23 protein-coding genes and 1 pseudogene are annotated in these 22,728 nt (G+C 34.4%); 8 read left to right on the top strand and 16 right to left on the bottom strand.

What is annotated here, in order from left to right:
• Positions 1–237 carry a hypothetical protein gene (locus ACFX5D_RS12460; RefSeq protein WP_379858509.1) on the top strand — a complete coding sequence of 79 codons (237 nt, stop codon included), beginning with the start codon at positions 1–3 and terminating at the stop codon, positions 235–237.
• 94 nt (positions 238–331) lie between these two features.
• On the opposite strand, the gene ACFX5D_RS12455 is transcribed toward ACFX5D_RS12460, so the two are convergent.
• The 3 genes from ACFX5D_RS12455 to rlmD all read right to left on the bottom strand — a co-directional run bounded on the left by ACFX5D_RS12455 (position 332) and on the right by rlmD (position 3,195).
• A complete protein-coding gene (locus ACFX5D_RS12455; protein ID WP_379858508.1) occupies positions 332–1,183 on the bottom strand; it encodes a DUF6048 family protein in 852 nt (283 codons plus the stop codon).
• Positions 1,155–1,685, bottom strand: coding sequence for a DUF6452 family protein (locus ACFX5D_RS12450; protein ID WP_379858507.1), 531 nt, complete (start codon positions 1,683–1,685; stop codon positions 1,155–1,157). The genes ACFX5D_RS12455 and ACFX5D_RS12450 overlap by 29 nt, the downstream gene beginning before the upstream one ends.
• A 97-nt stretch (positions 1,686–1,782) precedes the next feature.
• The gene (gene rlmD / locus ACFX5D_RS12445) at positions 1,783–3,195 is read right to left on the bottom strand and encodes a 23S rRNA (uracil(1939)-C(5))-methyltransferase RlmD (RefSeq protein WP_379858506.1); all 1,413 of its coding nucleotides are present in this window, start codon (positions 3,193–3,195) and stop codon (positions 1,783–1,785) included.
• Between the two features lie 490 nt (positions 3,196–3,685).
• Here rlmD and ACFX5D_RS12440 point away from each other — a divergent pair, with 490 nt between their 5' ends.
• A complete protein-coding gene (locus tag ACFX5D_RS12440) occupies positions 3,686–4,729 on the top strand; it encodes a sensor histidine kinase (RefSeq protein ID WP_379858505.1) in 1,044 nt (347 codons plus the stop codon).
• A 109-nt stretch (positions 4,730–4,838) separates the two neighbouring features.
• A complete protein-coding gene (locus ACFX5D_RS12435; protein ID WP_379858504.1) occupies positions 4,839–5,249 on the top strand; it encodes an OsmC family protein in 411 nt (136 codons plus the stop codon).
• A 66-nt stretch (positions 5,250–5,315) separates the two neighbouring features.
• Here ACFX5D_RS12435 and ACFX5D_RS12430 read toward each other — a convergent pair.
• From ACFX5D_RS12430 to epsC, 4 genes and pseudogenes are all read right to left on the bottom strand, one after another.
• A pseudogene (locus tag ACFX5D_RS12430) lies at positions 5,316–6,302 on the bottom strand (aldo/keto reductase).
• Positions 6,303–6,328: 26 nt separating this feature from the next.
• Positions 6,329–7,021, bottom strand: coding sequence for an SGNH/GDSL hydrolase family protein (locus ACFX5D_RS12425; protein WP_379858503.1), 693 nt, complete (start codon positions 7,019–7,021; stop codon positions 6,329–6,331).
• Positions 7,022–7,165: 144 nt separating this feature from the next.
• On the bottom strand, positions 7,166–8,053 hold the full coding sequence (gene cysM / locus ACFX5D_RS12420; protein ID WP_379858502.1) for a cysteine synthase CysM: 888 nt from the start codon (positions 8,051–8,053) through the stop codon (positions 7,166–7,168).
• Between the two features lies 1 nt (position 8,054).
• Complete coding sequence (gene epsC, locus ACFX5D_RS12415; protein WP_379858501.1) at positions 8,055–8,846, bottom strand: serine O-acetyltransferase EpsC; 792 nt, start codon at positions 8,844–8,846, stop codon at positions 8,055–8,057.
• A 212-nt stretch (positions 8,847–9,058) separates the two neighbouring features.
• On the opposite strand from epsC, the gene ACFX5D_RS12410 reads away from it, so the two are divergent.
• Positions 9,059–9,760 (top strand): DUF1003 domain-containing protein, encoded by a 702-nt coding sequence (locus ACFX5D_RS12410; RefSeq protein WP_379858500.1) that lies wholly within the window; start codon positions 9,059–9,061, stop codon positions 9,758–9,760.
• A 30-nt stretch (positions 9,761–9,790) separates the two neighbouring features.
• On the opposite strand, the gene ACFX5D_RS12405 is transcribed toward ACFX5D_RS12410, so the two are convergent.
• The gene (locus ACFX5D_RS12405; RefSeq protein WP_379858499.1) at positions 9,791–10,069 is read right to left on the bottom strand and encodes a DUF2752 domain-containing protein; all 279 of its coding nucleotides are present in this window, start codon (positions 10,067–10,069) and stop codon (positions 9,791–9,793) included.
• A 101-nt stretch (positions 10,070–10,170) separates the two neighbouring features.
• Here ACFX5D_RS12405 and ACFX5D_RS12400 point away from each other — a divergent pair, with 101 nt between their 5' ends.
• On the top strand, positions 10,171–10,353 hold the full coding sequence (locus ACFX5D_RS12400; RefSeq protein ID WP_379858498.1) for a hypothetical protein: 183 nt from the start codon (positions 10,171–10,173) through the stop codon (positions 10,351–10,353).
• Positions 10,346–10,897: a Smr/MutS family protein gene (locus ACFX5D_RS12395; RefSeq protein ID WP_379858578.1), complete on the top strand. Its 552-nt coding sequence runs from the start codon at positions 10,346–10,348 to the stop codon at positions 10,895–10,897. Before ACFX5D_RS12400 ends, ACFX5D_RS12395 begins: the two co-directional genes overlap by 8 nt.
• 137 nt (positions 10,898–11,034) lie before the next feature.
• Here the strand turns inward: ACFX5D_RS12395 and ACFX5D_RS12390 are convergent, their stop codons facing one another.
• Positions 11,035–11,991 carry a hypothetical protein gene (locus tag ACFX5D_RS12390; RefSeq protein WP_379858497.1) on the bottom strand — a complete coding sequence of 319 codons (957 nt, stop codon included), beginning with the start codon at positions 11,989–11,991 and terminating at the stop codon, positions 11,035–11,037.
• Between the two features lie 193 nt (positions 11,992–12,184).
• On the opposite strand from ACFX5D_RS12390, the gene ACFX5D_RS12385 reads away from it, so the two are divergent.
• Both ACFX5D_RS12385 and ACFX5D_RS12380 read left to right on the top strand, forming a co-directional pair.
• Complete coding sequence (locus ACFX5D_RS12385) at positions 12,185–13,105, top strand: EamA family transporter (protein WP_379858496.1); 921 nt, start codon at positions 12,185–12,187, stop codon at positions 13,103–13,105.
• A gap of 18 nt (positions 13,106–13,123) precedes the next feature.
• Positions 13,124–14,248 carry a cysteine desulfurase family protein gene (locus tag ACFX5D_RS12380; protein ID WP_379858494.1) on the top strand — a complete coding sequence of 375 codons (1,125 nt, stop codon included), beginning with the start codon at positions 13,124–13,126 and terminating at the stop codon, positions 14,246–14,248.
• Between the two features lie 561 nt (positions 14,249–14,809).
• Here ACFX5D_RS12380 and ACFX5D_RS12375 read toward each other — a convergent pair.
• From ACFX5D_RS12375 to ACFX5D_RS12345, 7 genes are all read right to left on the bottom strand, one after another.
• Positions 14,810–15,847 (bottom strand): glycoside hydrolase family 130 protein, encoded by a 1,038-nt coding sequence (locus ACFX5D_RS12375; RefSeq protein WP_379858493.1) that lies wholly within the window; start codon positions 15,845–15,847, stop codon positions 14,810–14,812.
• A gap of 40 nt (positions 15,848–15,887) precedes the next feature.
• On the bottom strand, positions 15,888–16,865 hold the full coding sequence (locus ACFX5D_RS12370; RefSeq protein ID WP_379858492.1) for an MlaD family protein: 978 nt from the start codon (positions 16,863–16,865) through the stop codon (positions 15,888–15,890).
• 8 nt (positions 16,866–16,873) lie between these two features.
• Positions 16,874–17,626: an ABC transporter ATP-binding protein gene (locus tag ACFX5D_RS12365; RefSeq protein WP_379858491.1), complete on the bottom strand. Its 753-nt coding sequence runs from the start codon at positions 17,624–17,626 to the stop codon at positions 16,874–16,876.
• Positions 17,627–17,632: 6 nt separating this feature from the next.
• Positions 17,633–18,415, bottom strand: coding sequence for an MlaE family ABC transporter permease (locus ACFX5D_RS12360; RefSeq protein ID WP_379858490.1), 783 nt, complete (start codon positions 18,413–18,415; stop codon positions 17,633–17,635).
• Positions 18,416–18,682: 267 nt separating this feature from the next.
• A complete protein-coding gene (locus tag ACFX5D_RS12355) occupies positions 18,683–21,280 on the bottom strand; it encodes a cation-translocating P-type ATPase (protein ID WP_379858489.1) in 2,598 nt (865 codons plus the stop codon).
• Positions 21,281–21,336: 56 nt separating this feature from the next.
• Complete coding sequence (locus ACFX5D_RS12350) at positions 21,337–21,630, bottom strand: chaperone modulator CbpM (RefSeq protein ID WP_379858488.1); 294 nt, start codon at positions 21,628–21,630, stop codon at positions 21,337–21,339.
• Positions 21,627–22,541: a DnaJ C-terminal domain-containing protein gene (locus ACFX5D_RS12345; protein WP_379858487.1), complete on the bottom strand. Its 915-nt coding sequence runs from the start codon at positions 22,539–22,541 to the stop codon at positions 21,627–21,629. Before ACFX5D_RS12345 ends, ACFX5D_RS12350 begins: the two co-directional genes overlap by 4 nt.
• Between the last annotated feature and the right edge of the window lie 187 nt (positions 22,542–22,728).

Here is a 22,728-nt window from a genome sequence, read left to right as displayed (position 1 = left end):
ATGACCAAATTACAAGTACGTGCCTTTTTATATCAATTAGGCTCTTTTGCAATATTTTTTATATCCTTTCGATATGTAATGGACCGATATACAGTGTTAACCGGTTTTTGGATTCCCTTTACCGCTTTTGTAATTGGAACAATTTTAGCTCCAAAATTTCAGGCCGTAAAAACGAAAGACGGAGAGAAATTATTTATGAAATGGATTTTTATAAAGGGCATTAAGGAAATAGGGTAGGTCTTTAGGCTTAAATAAGTATAAAAAAATATCGCAAGGAAAACAGTTTTCTCTACGATATTTTTTTTCAGTGAAATTTGTATTTCTTTTTAATTTACTTTTTCGTATCCGATTTTTTAGAAACTTCTACAGGTTTTACTTTCTTCTTGTAAATAGGAACAAAATACGTAACCGTATAATTGTATCCTACTCCAAAATCACCGTTGTAGGTTCGGTTGAATCCTGGAATGTATAAGTTTTCGAAATTATCAGGCCGTTTGTTACTAACTAATCGTTTCAATTGAAGACTAAAGCCCACAAACACATTATTAAAGACTTTTGCTTTTACTCCCGCTACCACTTCAATCCAGCTGGCTGTTAATCCATTGAATTTTTGCCCTGAAGGAATTGGGGGCATTTCTCCAAAATAAGGATTGGCATTGTAGATTTTGTAAGAATTCAATTGTTGGCTAAAAGTACTAAAACCATAGCGAATTCCTACAGAAATTATATTTTCCATATTGAGCCAGTTTTGATAGGCATTGTAGTCAAAACCTCCTTTTAGATAGGAACCCTTTGTCGTTGAATTCAATCGGCTATCATCCGTAGTTTTATTTTCATTTCCGAGCTCGGCAGCCAAAAAGTATTTTTTTGTTAACCTATAATCGCCTACAAATTCAATTCCTTTATAATCTTTGTCATATAATGCTCTTGTCAATTTATATAAATCAACACCAACTCGTACGCCGTAACGATCCGTTTTAGCAGGAACAAGAATAATAGAATCCTTCTTTTTTGCTGATAAATCAACTTTTTTGAAAGGTTCAGGATTTCCCGGAATTATACCATCTGTTTTTGGTGTAGGTTGCTTCGTCATTACGCCTTTTTGGCTCGTTTCTTGTGCTTTTACCAGAGAAATGGACAAAACGAGGCAAAAACTAAAAAAATATTTTAATGTGTGTTTCATTTTCGTTTTCTATATTACTTTTTTCAACTGAGATGTATTTTATCCATTTATCATCGGCAATAGTATGTTTATAAGGATTTGTTGGGTTTAAGGTGAAAATCGTCTTAAAACCGCAAGCTCTGGATACAAAAATATCTTTTTTGGTGTAATCAAACTGTATGTTATCTACGTTGATTAATGCCGGATTAGAATTTCCAGAATTTAAGGTAAAGGTATAACTAGTGGTATTATCGTTTGTTTTTAACGGAATTGAAATGGTATTGCCGTTAGTCAGGTATTTTGAATCACCGGTTGCTGTTGGGTTAAAAATAATTCCATCTTTCATTCCTGCGCCAACGACTTTAAGATTAGTTACATTTTTTAAAACGGAAGGATTTGCAAAATCATAAAACTGAATAACCAGTCTTGGTGTTGTAGCAGTATTGGCATCACAAATATCGTCTTTCTCACAACTGGAGAAAAAAAACGCTAACGCTAATACCAATAAATATATTTTTCTCATAAATTATGTTTTGAATGATAGATGTCAATTAAAAAATGCTGATTTTAGAGTTATAAAATTAAAAATCAGCATTCCCTAATTTGAAATTAAAAATCAATTATCTTCTTTCCAAAAGTACAACATTTTCAACGTGATGTGTTTGCGGGAACATATCCACAGGACGCACACGAGTTACTTTATATTTTTCATCCATCAAAGCCAGATCACGCGCTTGTGTAGCCGAATTACAGCTTACATAAACCACTTTTTCAGGAGCAATTTTCATAATTTGTTCAATTACGTCTTTATGCATTCCGTCTCTTGGTGGATCAGTAATAATCACGTCAGGATGACCGTGTTGATTGATAAAGCTATCGTTAAAAACGACTTTCATATCTCCTACAAAGAACTCGCAATTTGTAATTTCATTGCGTTCTGCATTCAATTTAGCGTCTTTAATTGCTTCAGGAACACTTTCAACACCAATTACTTTTTTGGCATTTTTAGAGACAAACTGTGCAATAGTTCCTGTTCCGGTATACAAGTCATAAACAACTTCGTTTCCAGTTAACCCAGCAAAATCTCTCGTTATTTTATATAATTCATACGCTTGATCAGAGTTGGTTTGGTAAAAAGATTTCGCATTAATGCTAAATTTCAAACCTTCCATTTCTTCCAGAATGTAATCTCTTCCTTTGTATAATTTAATATCGGTATCGTATAAAGTATCGTTGGCTTTACTATTGATAACATATTGTAACGAAGTAATATGAGGGAATTTTTCGTAAATATGATCTAGAAGTAATTCTCTGTTGGCTTTATCGTTTTCAAAAAACTGAATCAAAACCATAATTTCACCAGTCGAAGCCGTACGCAACATCAAAGTTCTTAACAAACCTTCATGCGCTCTTGGGTTAAAGAAAGTTAAACCATGCTCATTTGCAAAAGCACGAACTTCGTTTCTAATCGCATTCGAAGGATCTTCCTGCAAATGACATTTGTTGATGTCTAAGATTTTGTCCCACATTTTCGGAATGTGAAAACCAAGTGCGTTTCTGTTTCCTAAATCTTCTGTGCTGTCAATTTCTTTTTCGGTCAACCAACGGCTGTTCGAAAACGAAAATTCCATTTTATTTCTGTAAAAAAACTGTTTTTCCGAACCTAAAATCGGTTCAAATTCTGGAAGTTCCACTTTTCCTATGCGTTGCAAATGGTTTTTCACCTCATTTTGCTTGTAGTACAACTGTTGGCTGTATTTCATATTTTGCCATTTACAACCTCCACAAACACCAAAATGTTCGCAAATAGGTTCTACACGATGCTCAGAATATTCGTGAAAATGGATCGCTTTTCCTTCATAATACGCTTTACGTTTCTTGAACGTTTGCACATCAACCACATCGCCGGGAACGACATTCGGGATAAAAACCACTTTACCATCGGGAGCCTTTGCTACCGAAACGCCTTTTGCACCAGCATCAAGGACTTTTATTTGATGAAAGACAACTTTGTCTGTATTTTTCTTTGCCATAGCGCAAAAATAAGCGTTTGAATGGTTTTATAAATTCAAATTGTGAAATATTTTCAAAAAGTATTAATTTTTATTTGAGCCCAATCCCGCTTTCCGCTGCAACCCCGACGCTTCGGGGCTCTTCCGAAAGCAGGAACACTAAGCCCGTAAAGGAGCTTCCTTCCGTCGCTCTTTACGGGCAAGAGTTCCAAAGCTTTCGCAACTACGGGTTTTTCGCTATAATTGGGGACAGGTAGTTCGGGGTAAAAATTGGATTAAGTTCTTCACAAGGATTTAAATAAGCGCAATTGTGGTTTATTTTGTAGAAAATTATGAAACAGAAAAATAGTTATGCTGGTAAGAACCAAATACTCTTTTTAAACGTACATGGGTTAAAGAAAAACACTTATTTTAACATTATATTTGGAAAGATTAAAGTATAAGTACGAAATTAATCACTTCTTTTGTTGTTTGTAATTTCGTGTTGTAAAAGGCGAAAATAAAATTTTCTATGCAATTATATAAAAAATTATCCCACATAGGTTTTCTTAAAAATAGTTATGTTTTCAAATTTTTATTTGTTGCATTTATAGGAATTCATATTCCATTGATTGGGCTTTTGTTTTTTGTGCTTTATGGCCATAAAAGTATCTCTCCAGATACCATTTTAATTTTTGCGCTCATAATGACCTTAGTCGCTACCGGAGCTACCCTATTCTTTTTAAAGCTATTAATTAAGCCAATTGAATGGGCTTCTAAGGCCTTAAATGATTACAGAATCGAAAAAATTGTTCCTTCTTTGCCAACTAATTTCTTTGATGAAGCAGGTTTGTTGATGAGTAATATTCAGGAATCAATCGCTGAAAATGAAAAATTCATTACGGAAAAACAAGATTTAGTCTATTTGCTTTCCCATGATTTAAGGAACTTTGTCGGGAATTCTAAATCGGTGGCATTGCTTATTTTAGAGGATGAACCTTCTGAATCTACAACAGAGTTAGCCCAATTAATACTTCAATCAGCAGAACAACAATACAATTATATTGAAAACTTCATCAAGCTACTGAAAGAGCAGGATCAAATTATAGAAAAAAAATCTGAAAATGATATGGTGCAGTTTTCTTCTATTTTTTCGGTTGTATCGAAGCAATTGGATCAGTTGTTAAGTCATAAAAACATTAAACTTGATTTGTCAATTGAAGTCGAAGAAGCACTTTTGAAAATTGATAAAATTTTGTTGATTCGAGTTTTAGTGAACTTGATTGACAACGCTATAAAATTCTCGTTTCCGGATAGTGAAATCAAAGTTCGTGTTTATGTTCAAGACCGTAAATTGTTTTTTACAATAGCGGATAAAGGTTTGGGTTTTGATCAAAAGAAAAACCAGGAATTGTTTGGTAAATTCACTAAAATGAGTAAATTAGGTACATTAAATGAACCTTCAACAGGAATAGGGTTGTATTTGTGTAAAAAAATAATCGAAAGACACGACGGGCAAATTCTAGCGGAAAGTGATGGAATTAATAAAGGCGCTACTTTCTCTATTATTTTTTAGAATATTATATAGAGTATAACGAACTTTAAATTTTCGTTAAAAAAAACTATTTCTAAAACCGTTTTTTTTACAAATGAACTAAATTTGAGAAAATATAAAATTTATAATTATGAAAAGAAATGCAACCGCAGTCTGGAATGGTTCACTCAAAGAAGGAGCCGGAAAACTTACTACACAAAGTACCACATTAAAAGACACACAATATTCGTTCAAATCCCGTTTTGAAGAAGGCGTAGGAACTAATCCAGAAGAATTGATTGCAGCGGCGCACTCAGGTTGTTTTACGATGCAACTTTCGGCTTACATCACTGAAGCTAGTTTTGAAATCGAAAGTATCGAAACTAAATGTGATATCGACTTGGTAGATGGAACAATTATAACGTCACACTTAACGGTAAACGCAAAAGTAAATGGAATTACAGATGATGTTTTTCAACAATTAGTGACTAAGGCTGAGAAAAATTGTCCTATTTCTAAATTATTGAATGCAGCAATTTCGACTACAGCTACTTTAGCATAAAACAAGAATTTATATAAAAAAGGCTCGATTTAACTAAAATCGAGCTTTTTTATGTGATAAAATAGATTACCAAAGTTGGTGCACTTCGGGTTTTATAAAACGCTCATAAATTTCATTCATCGCTGCAATTTTTTCATAGGTCAATTTAGGTAAATCATAAACCGATAAATTAGACCGCACATGACTTTCATTAGAGGCGCCTGGAATAATGCAAGTTACTTCATCAAAACTCAAAATCCATTGCAAAACAATTGGAGCCAAGTTTGTGCTTTCAGGAAATAATGATTTCAGTTCTTCTACGGCTTTTAAGCCCAGTTCGTAGTTAATACCGGAAAATGTTTCGCCTTTGTCAAAAGCTTCGCCATTTCGATTAAAATTGCGGTGATCTTGGGTGTCAAAAGTAGTTTTGGCATTGAATTTTCCTGTCAGAAGTCCGCTAGCTAATGGAACTCTTGCAATAATACCCACATCGCGTTTTAGCGCTTCTTTAAAAAATAGTTCAGATGGACGCTGGCGAAAAAGATTAAAAATAATCTGAACCGAAGATACATTTGGAAATTCAATCGCTTTTAGCCCTTCTTCCACTTTTTCGACGCTAACGCCAAGATTTAAAATTTTCCCTTGCTCTTTCAAGCGCTCAAACATTTCGAATATTTCAGGACGGTAAAATACTTCAGTGGGTGGACAATGCAGTTGTATTAAATCCAGTGTTTCTAATCCAGTTCTTCTCAGGCTGTCTTCTACAAATTTTTGTAATACTTAAGGTTGGTACCCTTCATTTATGTGCGGGTTAATGTGGCGACCGCATTTTGTAGCCACATAAATTCGTTCAGAACGGGAACGAACCACTCGACCTACCGCAGTTTCACTCCATCCGTTTTCATAAACATCGGCTGTATCAATAAAATTTACGCCATTGTCGATAGCGGTATTGATTAACTCGTCTGCGGTTTTATCATTGAAAGGAGAACCCCATTTTCCGCCTACTTGCCATGTGCCAAGAGATATTTCTGAAATTTCAAAACCTGTTTTTCCTAATCTGCGATAGTTCATTTTTTGTTTTTTTTTACTGTGAGAATTTATTTCTGCGATAAAACCTTGGCAATTGCTTTTTCGGCAAGTGGTGCCATTACTTGATACCCTTTTTTATTGGGATGCACTTCATCATTAGAATACAAAGTAGGCAAACCTTTTCGTTTATCGACCATAGCCGAAAAGTAATCAAGATAGAGAATGTCATTAGCGTCAGCGTAATTTTTTATCATTTCATTTAGAGCTATCACTTTTTCAGCCGGATTTTGATTAGGTTTCCAAGAAAAATCATAAGCCGGCAAAACAGAACAAAGAATTACTTTAATGTGGTTTGCTTTTGCCAATTCAGCCATTGAGAAAATATTATTTGCTATCATCTCCAATGTTGCAGGACCTGTATTGCCAGCAATATCGTTTATTCCAGCCAAAATAACAACCGCAGTGGGTTTTAAAGCAATAACATCGGCTCTAAAACGGATTAGCATCTGAGGAGTGGTTTGGCCACTGATACCGCGATTAACATATGGTTTTCCGGAAAAATATTCAGGGTCTGTTGCACTCCAAAATTCGGTTATGGAATCTCCCATAAATACAATTCTTTTTTGTCCTGATGACACGGGTTTAAGATTTGCATTTTCATTCTGGTATTTATTTAAATTTGGCCAGTCTTGAGCCTGTACTTTTCCTCCCATAACGATTGATAAAAATAGAATGCAGTAAATTAATGTGGTGTTTCTCATTTGTAACCATATTATAAAGTGTGAATCAGTTGAACCGATTTTTGATTAAAATAAAAATTGTTTTTTATTGAAATCGAAAAAACCCTCCTTTTTATATCCGAAAGATACAGAAAAGGAAGGTTGTTTTTATAACGTAACAGTAATTTAGTCAAATAAATCCGAAGACAAATAACGATCACCACGGTCACAGATAATAGCTACGATGACTCCTGATTCTAAAGTATTGGCAATTTTTACAGCTGTAGCTACAGAACCACCGCTGCTCATTCCGGCAAAAATACCTTCTTCAAGCGCTAAACGTTTAGTCATTTCGCGGGCTTCTTGTTCAGTTACTTCGATAATAGAATCTACTTTAGAAGCATCAAAAATTTTTGGCAAGTATTCTTGCGGCCACTTTCTAATTCCAGGGATTTGGGAGCCGTCACTTGGTTGTGTTCCTATGATTTGAATGGCTTGGTTTTTCTCTTTCAAATAAGTGGAAGTTCCAATTATGGTGCCTGTTGTTCCCATTGCAGCAACAAAATGGGTTACGGTTCCCTCGGTATCATTCCATATTTCGGGGCCTGTGGTTTTATAATGTGCTTTCCAGTTGTCCTCATTTGCAAATTGATTGAGCATTATATAACCTCCCTGGGCCACTTTTTTATCCGCATAATCTCTAGAACCTATAATTCCTGTACTTGCTGGAGTTTGAATTACAGTAGCGCCATAAGCAAGCATCGTTTGTGTACGTTCCTTGGTTGAGTCATCAGGAAGAACTAACTCAATTTCTATATTAAATAATTGTGCTATCATCGCCAAAGCAATTCCGGTATTTCCACTGGTAGCCTCTATGAGTTTGTCTCCTTTTTTGATTTCGCCTCTTTCCAGTGCGGATTTAATCATGTTGTAGGCAGCCCTATCCTTTACGCTTCCACCGGGATTATTTCCCTCTAGCTTCAATAAAAGTTTTACATTCTTATTTTGTACCAAATTGACCGTTTCCACTAAAGGAGTATTGCCAATAAGGTCTAATAATTTTCTTGGTTTCATATTATTTTATCTCTTTTATTTTTACTTCAGTCGTGGTGGTATTCATTACGATAGATTTTGCAGGAATTGATTTTGTCACCCATGAATTTCCACCAATGATACTGTTTTTACCAATTACTGTCTCGCCCCCCAAAATAGTTGCATTGGCATAAATACAAACATTTTTCTCCACGGTAGGATGTCTTTTAGAATTTTTCATGTCTTTACTTACACTTAACGCACCGAGAGTTACTCCCTGATAAATTTTTACGTTTTTTTCGATGACGGTAGTTTCTCCAATTACGATTCCGGTGGCATGATCAATAAAGATTGGGGATGCAATAGTTGCGCCTGCATGAATATCAGTTCCGGTGATTCGATGCGCATATTCACTCATCAATCTGGAAAACAATAAAAGATCCAAGAGGTACAATTCATGACTCAATCTATAGATTGCAATGGCGTAAAAACCAGGGTAGGTCAAATACACTTCTTCGATGCTGTTTGAAGCAGGGTCATTTTCTAAAAAATAGCTGGCATCTTGATTCAGTTTTTCAAGAACCAAAGGCAAGGATTCGAAAAATTTATTCCACATGGAGTCGCAAAGCGAATACGGTTTTTTGCAGGCAATCGCTGAAATTTCTTTAAATTGTTTTTCAAGTTCCTCAATGCTTTTATTTATTGGGGCATTGGTGTCAAATAAAGTAAAAAATAAAAGCTCGGTAAAAGCCTCTGTTTTTGTTTTGATGCTATAATTAATGGTAAAACCATTTTTTAAAGCACTAATATTTTTGATAATCAGATCTTTTGTCATGATTATAGAATTGAATTGTTAAATGAAAACCGTAAAAGTAAGGCGTTTTTTAGAAAAAGAAGCAAAAATTTGATAAAGAAATTTTAAAGATGTGGCATAAATACAAGGAAATGAAATTGTATTCGATATTTAAATTTAACAGTTGATTTGAATTTTTGGTTAATGAAAAATAAAAGGTTTTAATATGTAAATTAGCAAGAAAAATAATTTGAATGGATACGAATACTATTTTCATAAGCGATATCTCAAAAAATGAATTCCCTGTCGCGGATAAAGTTTCCGGAAAAACAGTCAGGAATCCAATTTTAGCCTTAATCCAGATAGATTATCCAGATTTTAGCAGTGATAATTTTCTTTCTATCAGTGAGTTGAATCTATATCGGGAAAAGTACATTTCAAATTATTTATTAGTCGAAATAGGAGAACTTTCTAATCTGGAAGCTAAGGTTATTGGTTCTTTAGAGGAAGATAAATCTCTGGTAAGTACTGTAGAAGATGAGGTTGGAGCTCGAACTTTTGGGCAAATAGTGGCTGATAAAGTTGCTGCTTTTGGCGGAAGCTGGAAATTTATAATCTTTTTTGGAGTATTTATTCTTTTGTGGATTTTGGCCAATATTTATATTCTAATGAATAAAGGATTCGACCCTTATCCTTTTATTTTGTTGAATTTAATTTTATCCTGTCTAGCCGCTCTTCAAGCTCCGGTGATTATGATGAGTCAAAATCGTCAGGAAGAGAAAGATAGAGAAAGAGCCAAAAAAGATTACATGATTAATCTGAAATCAGAACTAGAAATAAGAATGCTTCATGAAAAACTGGATCATTTGATTATGCACCAACAGGAAGAGTTAATAGGAATTCAAAAAGTTCAAATCGAAATGATGAATGATATTTTGACTCGAATAAGTAAATAGTATTTATTAAAATAAGAAAAAAGTTCTCGTTCAATAGTGTTTGTGCAGGTAACCGACAATCATAAAAAGACCATTAATAATTGCCACACCAATTAGTAGATTTTTGTAATTTGTCTTTTTGTCGAAAAAGTTTAAACTCACAATTCCTAAAAATAATAGCGTAGTGTAAATAGCAGGATACATCTGAAAAGCAGCGACAAAATTTCCTTTCAAAAGCAAGAATAATCCTCTCTGAAATCCGCATCCCAAGCACTCCACTCCGAAGAATGTTTTGCTCAAACAAGGAATCATATATTTTTCTAAATCCAATGGTTTTTATTTTTACAATTTTACGAAAAAATAAGAAAGGGTGGAGATAATAAATTGATGCAATTTAAATTCATTACTTTTGGAAACTGATAGAGAAAGAGATGAAAAAAATTATAATTCCAATAATGGTTTTGGCCATAATTATTGCTTTGTATGAGCAGGTGAGTGCAGAAAAAAATGTGTATATAATGGTAATTGCGATCGTAATTTTTATGATGGGAATGATGCAATTGAGTGCCAAGATACCAAGTAAAAATAAAGATAAAGAAGATGAAAATGTTTAATAAAGGAGACAAAGTTTCAGTACTTGATGAAGCCATAAATGGAGTAGTGTTATCAGTCGAAGATAAACAGGTTTTGATAGAAACAGAGGATGGGTTTTCGATGACATTTTTTGTCAACGAGTTGATTAAGGTAAACGATTCCAGTAACTTAATGGATTCTATTAGAAGAATAAATGTAGATGAAATCGCAAAGGAAAAAGAGATACCTAAACCAAGAAGTTTCGTTAAAGAACGCAAAGACAAGCACGAAATTTCAGCTCCGGAGTTTGATCTGCACATCGAAAAATTGGTTCCTAATAAGCGTGGCATGTCTAATTATGACATTCTGACTTTGCAAACGGATACTGCAAAACGACACATAGAATTTGCGATTCGCAATCGCATTCCGAAGATCGTTTTTATTCATGGTGTTGGTGAAGGAATCTTAAAAGCGGAGCTGGATTTCTTATTAGGACGTTATGATAATATCGCTTTTCAGGAAGGAAATTATCAAAAATACGGTCAAGGCGCAACAGAAGTTTTTATCAAACAAAGCACTACATAATATTGTTTTAGATTATTTTTAACATTAAAAAAACGTCAGGAAGAGTAATTTTCGAACGAAAATACTCTCTTCAACTGACGTTTTTTTATTCCTAAAAATGAAAATTATTAGGGTTTTATTCTGCCTGATAATTGTGCTTAATTGGTGGTGTAAAGATCACCATAAATGTAACTGTCTCCTAGTTTAAAATCATTGCTTCCTTTCTTCAGGGTGACATTTTTAAGCACTATAGTATGTTTAAATCCGGTTCCAAATGCAGTGGTAGTTACTTCTACAATTCCGCTTATATTCGAAACTCCTGCTACGGCATTCCACTCTTCACTTACGACAGGAGTTGAAGGAATAGTTGTGTTACAAAAATAACTTCCTGTAAGTAAACCGGAGAATAATCGATAGGTGAGCTTGTTGTTAGTATCACCAATAATTCCGGTTCTTGGAGTATTTAATGGAGTTGCTGCACTTGCAATCAAAGTACGGTCTATGTCTAAAGTAAGTGATTCGCTGCTGTTGTAATTATAAATTTGGTTAGATGAACTGCATTTTTCCACTGTTTGGTCAAATCCAAAAGGCAATGCGGTTGCTGAAGTAACGTAATCACCAAAAGGGAATGTTTCGTAAACCTGAGTGCCACTGTTTTTGGCAAAAGTGACATTCTTGAAAACGATGTTGTGATTGTAACCAGTAATTCTGGTGCTGTTATCTTTTGCGTTTGTAGTTTTTACAGCAGTGGTGAATATTTGGATTTTACCAGCGGTAGCTGTCCATTGATCCGTCACAGTTGGAGTTGTTGGAGGTATAGTTTCACAAATATTTGCAGTAGAGATAGTTCCGTTATAAAATCGATACACTAATCTGTTAGCGCTGTTAATATCTATTATTGTTGGTACGCCAACCAAACTTGGCTCATTATTAAATGTACTTCTAGGGATTTCAAGAATTAATGATTCTTTATCTTTTAGTTTGTAAATGATATTATTAGTACTGCAGCTTTGTGTGGCAACAGCTTCAAAACTAATATCTTCTTGAATTAAATTACCGTCATCACAACTATTCAGGAACAATGCAACAAACAATAGGCTTACAACTCTTTTCATTTTTATAATATTTGAAACAAAAATAGAATTTTTAATTTGTTCCAATTACATTCCTATTCAAAAACATGGAATTTAACAACATATTAGTTTATTAAATTTCGACAAAAGACTGTTAAAGCTTTATCGAAATGGATGGATTACGGTAATTTAAAGCGAAAACAATTCATTATCTTTGCCACAATTTGTAGCATATATGAGACTTAATAAATACTATTTAGCCGCTTTTTCTGCCTTTTTTATTTGGGGATTTTTTAGTTTAGCATTAAAACCGTTATATAATTACCCTTCTTTGGATATTTTGTTTTACCGCGTTTTTTTTAGTGTAACGACGATGCTATTGATTAATCTTTGTTTTAGAAAAAAAGTGCTAAAAAAAGACTGGAATCAGTTTAAAAAGATGACTGCAAAACAAAAGCGAAGTGTGATAGTGTTGACACTTGGTGGCGGTGTGTTTTTGTCTTCAAACTGGTTTGTTTTTATATATGTAATGAATCATATAAGTGTAAAAGCCGCTTCGTTAGCGTATTTAATATGTCCCATTTTAACTACGATATTGGCTTTTTTTATATTAAAAGAAAAACTGAGTAAATGGCAGTGGTTTGCAGTTATCATAAGTATTTTTAGTTGTGTTTTATTATCATTGAATCATTTTGAAGATATTTTTTATAGTTTGATCACAGCTGCAACTTATGCAATGTATATTATCAGTCAAAGAAAAAACAGTGAAATGGATAAATTTTTGGTGTTGACTATTCAGTTGGTTTTTACTGCACTGATTTTGATCCCTTTTTATCCACACTACAGTGGAGCGTTACCCACAGAATCGCTATTTTATGGCTGTTTGTTCGTTATAATAGTTTGTTTTACAATTATTCCTTTATTTTTAAATTTGTACGCTTTGCAAGGAATTAATTCTTCAGCGGTTGGGATTATGATTTATATAAATCCAATAATTGGTTTTTTGATTGCTATTTTTTATTATAAAGAGCAGGTTACTGCGCTTCAATTGTTTTCTTATTTTCTGATTTTGGTTTCTATTGTGGTGTTTAATGAGAAACTTATTTTTGCAAGAAAATTGAAAATGGCACCATCTGAAATAGAAGGTTTAAAATAATTTTATAATTTTCAAATAATGAAAAAAGTATACCTCGATAATGCCTCTACTACAGCAGTCCGTACTGAAGTGATTCAGGAAATGACCAAAGTAATGACGGAAGATTTCGGAAATCCATCATCAACGCATAGTTTTGGTCGGAATGCCAAAAGCATTTTAGAACTTTCCAGAAAATCTATCGCAAAGCATTTGAATATTACTGCACAAGAAATTATTTTTACCTCTTGCGGAACCGAAGCCAATAATTGGATTCTTCGTTCGGCAGTCAAAGATTTAAAAGTAAAACGTATAATAACTAGTAAAATAGAGCATCATGCTGTTTTGTATACCCTGATGGCGTTGCAAAGTGAGTATAGTATTCAAGTTGATTATGTTGCGGTTAAACCTAATGGTGAAATTGATATCACTGATTTAGTGCAATTGCTTTCACAGGAAACAAAAACTTTGGTTAGCCTGATGCATGTTAACAATGAAACAGGAACTATTTTGGATTTAGAAAGAGTAGGACGTATTTGTAAGCAATATAGTGTATTGTTTCATTCAGATACCGTGCAATCAATAGGGAAAACAAAAATAGATTTACATGCTATTCCTATTGATTTTATTGTGGCAAGCGCACATAAATTTCATGGGCCTAAAGGTGTTGGATTTGCTTTTGTTCGTAAAAATTCGGGTTTGCAACCTATTTTTTATGGTGGCGAACAAGAAAAAGGATTGAGAGCAGGAACCGAAGCTTTACACCAAATCGCTGGAATGGCAAAAGCTTTAGAATATTCGTATACTAACTTAGAAACGGAAAGAGCTTTTATTTTGGATTTAAAAAACTATTTGGTTACGCAACTTGAATTTGAATTTCCAGGATTTTTAATAAACGGAACTGTCGATGGATTCTATAATATGTTGAATGTTTTATTGCCTTTTTCAGAAGATAAAACGGCAATGATTTTATTTCATCTAGATATGAAAGGAATTGCAGTTTCCCGCGGAAGTGCATGCCAATCAGGTACGATAAAACCATCCCATGTTTTAGCTGAAATGCTTTCTCCTGAAGATTTAAAAAAACCAAGTTTGCGTATTTCTTTGAGTCATTATAATACAAAAGAGGATATTGATTTGCTAGTAGAAGCATTGAAAAGTATATAAGAAAATGGACTGAAAATAAGGTTTTTTTGTTGTTGTGAGTACCATGAGGAATTATTATAGTTTTAGATATATGGCAGTCATAAAAATCTATCAGAATTTCTCGATATTTTTTGGTTAGTACAGTGATTTGATCCGATAAATCAGTTATGGCGTGGACTACTTTCTTTCTTTTTTCATTAGGATTTGTAAGTACGGTATAGAAAACGGTTACAATAGGTTTGTTTAAAGTCAGTTTATAATCGCCATATTTCCCACCAAAAAGACCAAACTCATCTTGGATACAAACTAATCCAATATTACTTCTTTCGTTTATTTTTTCAGCAACCAGTTGTAATCATCTAAAAAGAAGAACGTATAATATATTCAACTTCATCACCATATTGAAAATGATGTTCATTATTTTGTAAAGCGCATACTTCAATTGGTGATGTATTGCTAAACACTGTTTTCATTGCATTTACAATATCATTTGAAAAAATTGCTATTCCAACTCTCGAGGTGGATAGGTACTTACTATTAGCATTTTTATTCCTTTTTCAAATTTCATGGCAATTCTTTTTTTTAAGGTTGTTTTTTCAATTCAAGAAGTAATTCATGAATATTCATTTTAGCAACGGCAATATGTTTGTCAGCCGCACCATAGTATATATAGAGGTCCTCTCCAAATAATGAATGACCCGTTGGGAAAACAATATCGTTGACTTCACCTTCTATTTCCCATTGTTTCGTTGGAGAAAAAAGCGGATAGGGCAATCTGGATATCTCCATTTCAGGTTTTTCTAAATGTAATAAAGCAGCCTTCGCATGGTAGATTCTCCCGGTTGTCGTTTCGTGTACCCCATGATAAATTAACAACCATCCATCAGCAGTTTCGATTGGGGGTACCCCGGCTCCAATGTAGCTCATTTCATAAGCATCTTTTGGGTCTAAAATAATATGATCGGTTAAGTTCGTTAGATAGTCTTCCCAAAAAGATAGCGTTAAGTCTTTCCAGTTATCAAACTTTACAATTTGGATACCCGGCCAAATTCTATGCAAAAGAACAAATTGCCCGTTTATTTTTCTGGGGAACAATACCACATCTTTATCACGTAATAAGCGGGTTTCGTCACCTTTCAGCCCTATTTGCGCAAAAAGATTATAGTATTCATGGTATTTTGGATTTAGTTTCGTTGCATTGCAAAAATTTACATGACTTTCATATTCCTCATAGTTAACTTGGGGAGTAATTATTCCATGTTTTTCAAAATGAATTAAATCTTTTGAAGTGGCAAGCGCTCCCATAGCATTGATACCATCATAAGCGGTATAAGTTATGTAGTACGTATCCTCAATTTTTACAATTCGAGGGTCTTCCACTCCCTGTTTTTCATAATCAAATTGCCGGGTAATAATAGGTTCTTCCATTCGTTCGACTATTTTCAGAGGCCCTTCCATCCTTGCATACCCAATGACGGAATAGTTTCCTTTTTGCGCTGCTCGGTATAAAATATGGACTGTATTGCCCTCTTGATAAATACCAGGATTTAAAACCCCTTTATTTTCAAATTCTTTATCAGTGGGGCTCAGAATTATTCCTAGCTTTTCTATTGTAACCATGGTTTATATTCTTTTCTAATTCAATATTAATTTCATGAATCTATTTTTTTTGCTCTTTCAGTTTTGCTTTTTCCTGTTTTTTAAAATAACCCCGAAATAGAAAATTGTGCTTCAAGGCTTCCATATTTTCGTTTAAACGGAAACTAGCTTCTTTAATATGTGTCATGGTTGAATCTATTTTTAAAACTAATTTGGGATCGTTTGATAGATAATTTATGGCTCCTTTTCCTTCCTTAACATTCGTGATCGTCAAGTTGAGATTGCTTACCACTTTATTTATTTCTGCGCTAGATTTGTCTAAATTGTGTACAATTGTTTTAATATTATTGGCCACAGTCGTATCTTTCAAAACACCAATAACATTATTTTTATTGTCTAATGAGCCAATAAGATTATTCAATTTTGTGACGGACTCGGTGGCTAACTTTCCTGTTATTTTTAAGTAATGCATGGTTTTATTTAAATCCTTTGCTAAAGTAGAGTCTCTAATTAATAGACCAATTGTACCTTTTCCGTTGTTTATTTGTGAAGTGATTTCAAGTAAATCTGCCGTTAGATGAGCTGCATTTTTATTAGTAACTCCCAGAGTATTTAGCATCTCATCTGTGCGAACGCGATTTAGGGATTTTATTTCGTCTCCGGGTTCAACTGGAAGCGCTGTTCCTTTACCGGGTGTAATATTTATAATCATACTTCCCACCAAACCATCAGAACCTATGATGGCAACTGCGTCTTTTTTTATATGACTAAAAAGAGTTTTGTCAATGATCATATCTACTTCTATAACGGAATCATTGACCATATTGATTCCTCGCACCGTTCCTGAGTTTACTCCTGAATACCGGACGTTATTGCCTATTTGTAAACCATTTACGTTATTAAAAATAGCTTTTAAATGGTTTGTTTTACCAAACATTTTTTGCTTATCACCAATAAAATAGACGGCTACAATAAAAATTAGTAACCCACTAATTACAAAGATTCCAAGACGTATTTTTTGTGATGCTGTTTGTTTCATTTCTATCCTTATTTAAAAAATGCTTGTACTTTAGGATCCGTTGAAATTGATAGTTCTTCAAAAGTTCCTTCGATATAATTCTTGCCTTCTACCAATAATATCATTCTATTTGAAATTACTCTCGCACAGTCAACATCATGAGTAATTATTATTGATGATGTATTGTATTTTTCCTGAATGGATTTCATTAGCATCAGAATTTCTTTTGCAGTAATAGGATCTAACCCAGTCGTAGGTTCATCATAAAGAATTATTTTGGGTCGAAGGATTAGCGTTCTTGCCAAAGCAATTCTACGTTTCATTCCTCCCGAAAGTTCTTCCGGCATTAAATTTATCGTATTTGCTAAACCTACACTTTGTAGGGCTTCCATCACCAGTGGTGTCGTGTCTTTGATTACTCCAAATTTTTTGGTGTGACGCCGCAACGGAAATTCTAGATTTTCTCTAACCGTCATAGAATCATAGAGCGCGCTTCCCTGAAAAAGAAATCCAACTTCTGTTCGAAGTTCGTCTAATTCCTCCCGTTGGAGCTCACTGATATCCTTTCCCATCACTTGAATAGAGCCGCTGTCATGTTCTTCCAATGCGATGAGACATTTTATCATTACGGATTTTCCGGAGCCGGATTTTCCCATAATAACCAAGTTTTCACCTTCGTACAAGACCATGTTGAAACCATTTAATACGTGATTTTCACCATAGCTCTTCATCAGATCTTTGATTTCTATAATGGGTTTTAAATTTGGAACTGTTGCATCCATATTAATCTATAAATGATAAAAAATATCAGTAACAAAAACCGCGATAAAATCAATAATAAAGAGAAGCATTGAAGTGAATACCACTGCTGAATTTGCAGCTAAACCTACACCTGCCGTTCCTTTTTTGCAATAATATCCTTTAAAACAACCAACTAATCCTATGGCAAAGCCAAAAAAGAAAGTTTTAATTGTTGAGGGTACTAGATCGCCAAATTCCAGCGCATTAAATACCTGATTGAAATATAATAAAAAAGAGACATTTCCTTTTATGTTCTCTACCAAGTAGGAGCCGATAATTGCGATAGCATCTCCAAAAAAAACTAATACGGGAAGCATAAAAGTGGTAGCCAAAATACGGGTGACCACTAAATATTTAAAGGGATTTGTTCCCGAAACTTCCATTGCATCAATCTGTTCTGTTACTCTCATAGAACCTAATTCGGCACCAATTCCTGAACCAATTCTGCCTGCACAAATTAAAGCGGTAATAATAGGGCCAATTTCTCTAATGATGGAGATACTCACCATAGAGGGCATCCAGGAAACAGCACCAAATTCTTGAAGCGTAGGCCGTGATTGTAAGGTAAAAACTAAACCTATTATAAATCCGGTTACAACAACAAGAAGTAAGGAACGATTTCCCATATTAAAACATTGACGAATAAATTCTTTAAATTCTGAAGGAGGCCTAAATGCTTCCTTGAAAAAACGAGCGGCAAAATAGGAGAGTTCACCTATTTCAAGTAGAAAATTTTTGAATAATTCTATTATTTTAAAAATACTATTCATTAGTCTATGAATTAATTTTCAACAGAAAATCGTCACTCAAATATACGATTATTTGTCTGAATATCAGAGCATTTGAATGTTGTTAATCTATTTTTTTGAGGGTTTTGTCGAAAAAAAGCATTTAGAAAAATAGAGATACTTATAAAACGGTTCTTTTTATTATGAGAGAATTTTCACTCTTCAATGGCTCATTGTCGTGAGGGGAAAATATTCTTTGGGAAAAGGTTATCCATTTATAACTTTTTTTTGCTGAAATTGAATAAATAATTAAAAGACGATTGTCGTTTGTTTATTCCTGTTTTTTATCCATTTCTCCAGTTCACCGACCCAAAATACGATACTTGAAACGGCTAAGGTTAATAACAACTCATATTTAGTTAGCGGTTGTGTTTTAAAAATTTCATTAAAGAAAGGGGTGTAAATAATCATAAACTGTAATGCAACAGTAATTAATAAAGCACCGAGCATGGGTTTATTGGAGAATAATCCAATCTTAAAAATGGATTGCTGGGAACGAATTACCATTACGTGACCCAGCTGACTGAAACAAAGTACCGTAAAAGCCATCGTTTGCCAATGTGAGTTCGCAACGTGTATTGCATAGGCTTCCATCGCAATGGTGACAACACCCATTAAAAATCCCACCCACAAAATATGTACTGCCATACCATTTGAAAAAATATTTTCTTGCGAATTTCTGGGTGGTCGTTTCATGATGTTTGATTCGGATGGTTCTGAAGCTAGTGCTAATCCGGGTAAACCATCGGTAACTAAATTAATCCAAAGAATATGTATGGCTAACAACGGAAGTGGCAATGCGAAAAATGGGGCTAAAAATATAGCCCATATTTCTCCAGAATTTCCAGTCATAATATACTTTATGAATTTTAGGATGTTATCAAATATTTTTCTGCCGTGCTTAACCGCAACTACGATCGTGGCAAAATTATCGTCAAGTAAAATCATATGTGAAGCTTCTTTGGAAACTTCTGTGCCGTTTATTCCCATCGCAATACCTATATCGGCATTTTTAAGTGCAGGCGCATCGTTCACACCATCACCTGTCATAGCTACAAAATGTTTTTTGGATTGCAAGGCATTAATAATTCTTAATTTCTGTTCCGGATTTACACGGGCATATACCTTTACTTTTTCGACGATATTTATAAACTCAATCTGCGTTAATCGGGAAAGTTCTGAACCTGTTAGTACGAGATCTTCATTAATAGAAAAGATTCCCAGTTTTTTGGCAATGGCAATGGCCGTGAGCTTATGATCGCCCGTAATCATCACGGGAATAATACCTGCTTCTTTGCACTCGGTGACAGCCTGCCGGGCTTCGTCACGCGGAGGGTCAATCATCCCGGCAAAACCAATAAGGGTAAGATCCGTTTCAATTGCGTTAGCATCCAAATTTTCAGGCAAAAAAGGAATTGTTTTCATGGCATATCCTAACACTCGATAGCCTTTCTCTGCCATTTCGTTGACTTTGTATTCAAATTCGGTAATATGTGATTTTTGATCGGCACTCAGTTTATCAAACAGCACATCAACTGCGCCTTTTGTAATCACTAGGATTTGAGCGTTAGTATTTTGGGTTTGATGTATTGTGGTCATACATTTTCTTTTGGAGTCAAAAGGTAGTTCTGCAATTCGGGGAAATTTTGATTCTAGATCGGCTCGATTTAAATTTTTTTCAAAAGCATACTGCACTAAGGCTACCTCAGTTGAATCTCCAGTCCATTTACCATCTTGTCCCTCTGAAACATCATTATTTAAGGCTATTGCATGCAGCAACGGATTATTTTCCAGAAAAAGGGAATTGATTTCAGTATCTGCTGTTTCAAAAATTTCTTGTACGGTCATCTTATTTAGGGTAAGAGTTCCCGTTTTATCAGAACAGATGTACGTAACGGAACCCAGAGTTTCCACAGCTGGCAATTTGCGAACAAGTGCATTATTTTTTGCTAATTTTTTGGCACCAAGGGCCAATGCGATGGTCACCAATGCTGGTAGGGCTTCAGGAATAGCGGCAACAGCAAGCGAAATCGAAGTAATCAACATTGTTAAAACGGATTCCCCGCGCAACCATCCAATAAAGAAAATTATAACGCAAATTATCAGAATACCTAATGATAATCGTTTGCCAAAAGCACCTAATCTTTTTTGTAAGGGAGTGGTGATTTCATCCGTTTGAATCATTTTTGCAATTTGCCCCAATTCAGTTTTCATTCCCGTTGCGATCACATAAGCAAGTCCTCGTCCGTTAGTTATAAACGTACCTTTATAGCCCATATTGCTGCGGTTGCCAAGTGGATAATCCCCTCCGATAAGTTGTTCTGGGATTTTTTCCACGTTATTCGATTCTCCTGTAAGTGCTGATTCATCCGCTTTTATTAGGTGTGTTTCAAAAAAACGGACATCAGCAGGAATGATATTTCCGGCTTCTAGTATAACGACATCTCCAGGCACTAGATCAAAAGCAGGAATATTAAACTTCTTTCCTTTACGTAAAATCAGCGCATGGCTAGCGGCCATGTTTTTTAAGGCTTCCATTGCTTTTTCGGCACGGTATTCCTGAATTAATCCTACAAAAGCGTTGATTACTACTATAGCGAGAATAATAACCGTATCCGTTATATCACCTATAATTCCCGAAATTATTGCTGCCGCGATCAGAATCAGAATCATAAAATCAGACAACTGAGAAAGAATCATATGTAAAATAGTTTTCTTTTTCGAGTCTTCAATTTGATTTTTCCCATGTTCGGTCAAAAGATGTGAAGCCGTTGTTTGATCAAGACCTAATGGGGTTGTGTTTAATAAGCTAACTATTTCTGAAAGAGGGAGTAAATGCCAGTTCATAACTTTATTTTTTACTTTTTACGGAACATCAAAAATGTTTTTTTGATATATCCATCTCAACTTTCATACAAGCGCAATCTATTTTTGACAGAAATCAACTCGTTTTGTAAGTTATCTATTTTCTGCAATAGATTAAATACCACATCAATTCCTTCAATATTAACAGCTAGCTCTTGATGCATGCGGATCATTTTTTCGATTTCATAAATTGCGTCAGGGTTAATATATTTGGTTTCATCGATCGTAAGAATCTCGATTAATCCAATTTCATTTAAATTAAAAATGAATGACATTTCTACATTATAATGGTTGTATAACGATGATAGTGGGATGAGGTTTTCTATGTTCATGACGTTCTTAACTTAGCAAGTTCCATAAATAATTCTTTTTCTTTTTCAGAAAGATTGATAGGTATTTGAATTTGATAGGTAATATATAAATCTGCAAATTCTCCTTCTTTTTTATATACCGGAAATCCTTTTCCTTTTAGTTTTACTTTTGTACCGTTTTGAGTTCCGGGTTTTACTGTTAGTTTTGCTTTTCCTTCAAAAGTGTCTGCAGTCACCTCACCTCCTAATATAGCGGTATATAATTCCAGAGGCACTGTGGAGTATAAATTGTGCTTGTCTAGCTTAAAATTGGTGTGGTTCTCCACGGTGAAAGTGATGTATAAATCTCCTTTTGGTCCGCCACCAGAACCTTCACCGCCCATACCACTAATTTTTATCTGCTGACCATTCTCTACTCCGGCAGGAATAGTTATTCGGATGTTTTTGCCATTGATGGTTAATGTTCGCTTGTGAGTGGTATACACATCTTTTAAATCAAGGTGCAATTCAGCATTAAAATCCTGTCCTTTAAACTGGGCACTTCGTCCTCCTTGTCTCCCTGATTGACGACCACCAAACATTGATTCAAAAAAATCTGAATAATCGCCACCCCCGCCAAATCCTGAAAATCCCCCACCTTCATAGCCTGATTGTTGTTCGCCTCGCGAATACTGCCCTTGCTGTTTTGCTTTATCATATTGTTCAGCGTGTTGCCAGTTTTCGCCGTATTCATCATACTTTTTGCGATTTTCAACATGGCTCAGTACCTCATTGGCTTCATTGATTTCCTTGAATTTTCTTTCGGCTTCCTTGTCATTTGGGTTTAAGTCGGGATGGTATTTTCTGGCCATTTTACGGTACGCCTTTTTTATTTCGGCTTCCGTTGCTTTTTTATCCACTTCAAGGATTTTGTAATAGTCTATAAATGCCATCGTAGATTAGTTTAATAATTAGCATTATTGCAATTATGAGATTTTATTGGACTGAATTTTTTAGGTTTATTTTTCCCATTTTTTTTCCTCCCAATTTTGTCGTGAAAAAAATAAGCAAGTGTTTTTTAGCTATTGCTTACAATCATAAAACCAACTGAAATCTTTATATGTCCGGTGAATACTTAAA

This window comes from Flavobacterium fructosi (assembly GCF_042787335.1).
Taxonomy (GTDB): Bacteria; Bacteroidota; Bacteroidia; order Flavobacteriales; family Flavobacteriaceae; genus Flavobacterium; species Flavobacterium fructosi.
This window is presented reverse-complemented; position numbering and strand designations above follow the sequence as displayed.